Annotated in this window: 1 protein-coding gene; it reads right to left on the bottom strand. The window is 44.1% G+C overall.

Going from position 1 to position 261, the window contains the following annotated elements:
* Positions 1–218 (bottom strand): phosphate acyltransferase (locus BCT81_RS02505; RefSeq protein WP_277869787.1); only part of this gene is annotated, 218 nt, incomplete at its 3' end.
* Positions 219–261 lie beyond the last annotated feature (43 nt).

Genomic DNA, 261 nt, shown 5'->3' with positions numbered 1-261 from the left:
GTTTGAGGTGAAACAATGTGAATACCGGCAAGATTAATATGATGCAACTGCGCGGCTTCAATGATTGCCTTCTCATCCCCCACTAGCGTGATATGGGCGAGCTGTTTGTCTATCGCTAATCGTGCTGCGGCGAGCACTCGAGGATCTTCCGCTTCGCTCAACACCACTCGCTTACGATCTAAGTGAGCCTTATCAATAATCCGTTCAATTGCCTTCATGATAAAATTCCATTTATTGAGATTAATTGTTCCACAATTTAAC

The organism is Vibrio sp. 10N.261.52.A1 (assembly GCF_002876325.1).
Lineage (GTDB): Bacteria > Pseudomonadota > Gammaproteobacteria > Enterobacterales > Vibrionaceae > Vibrio > Vibrio chagasii.
The sequence above is the reverse complement of the archived record's forward strand: the minus strand, read 5'-3'. Positions and strand labels throughout refer to the sequence as shown.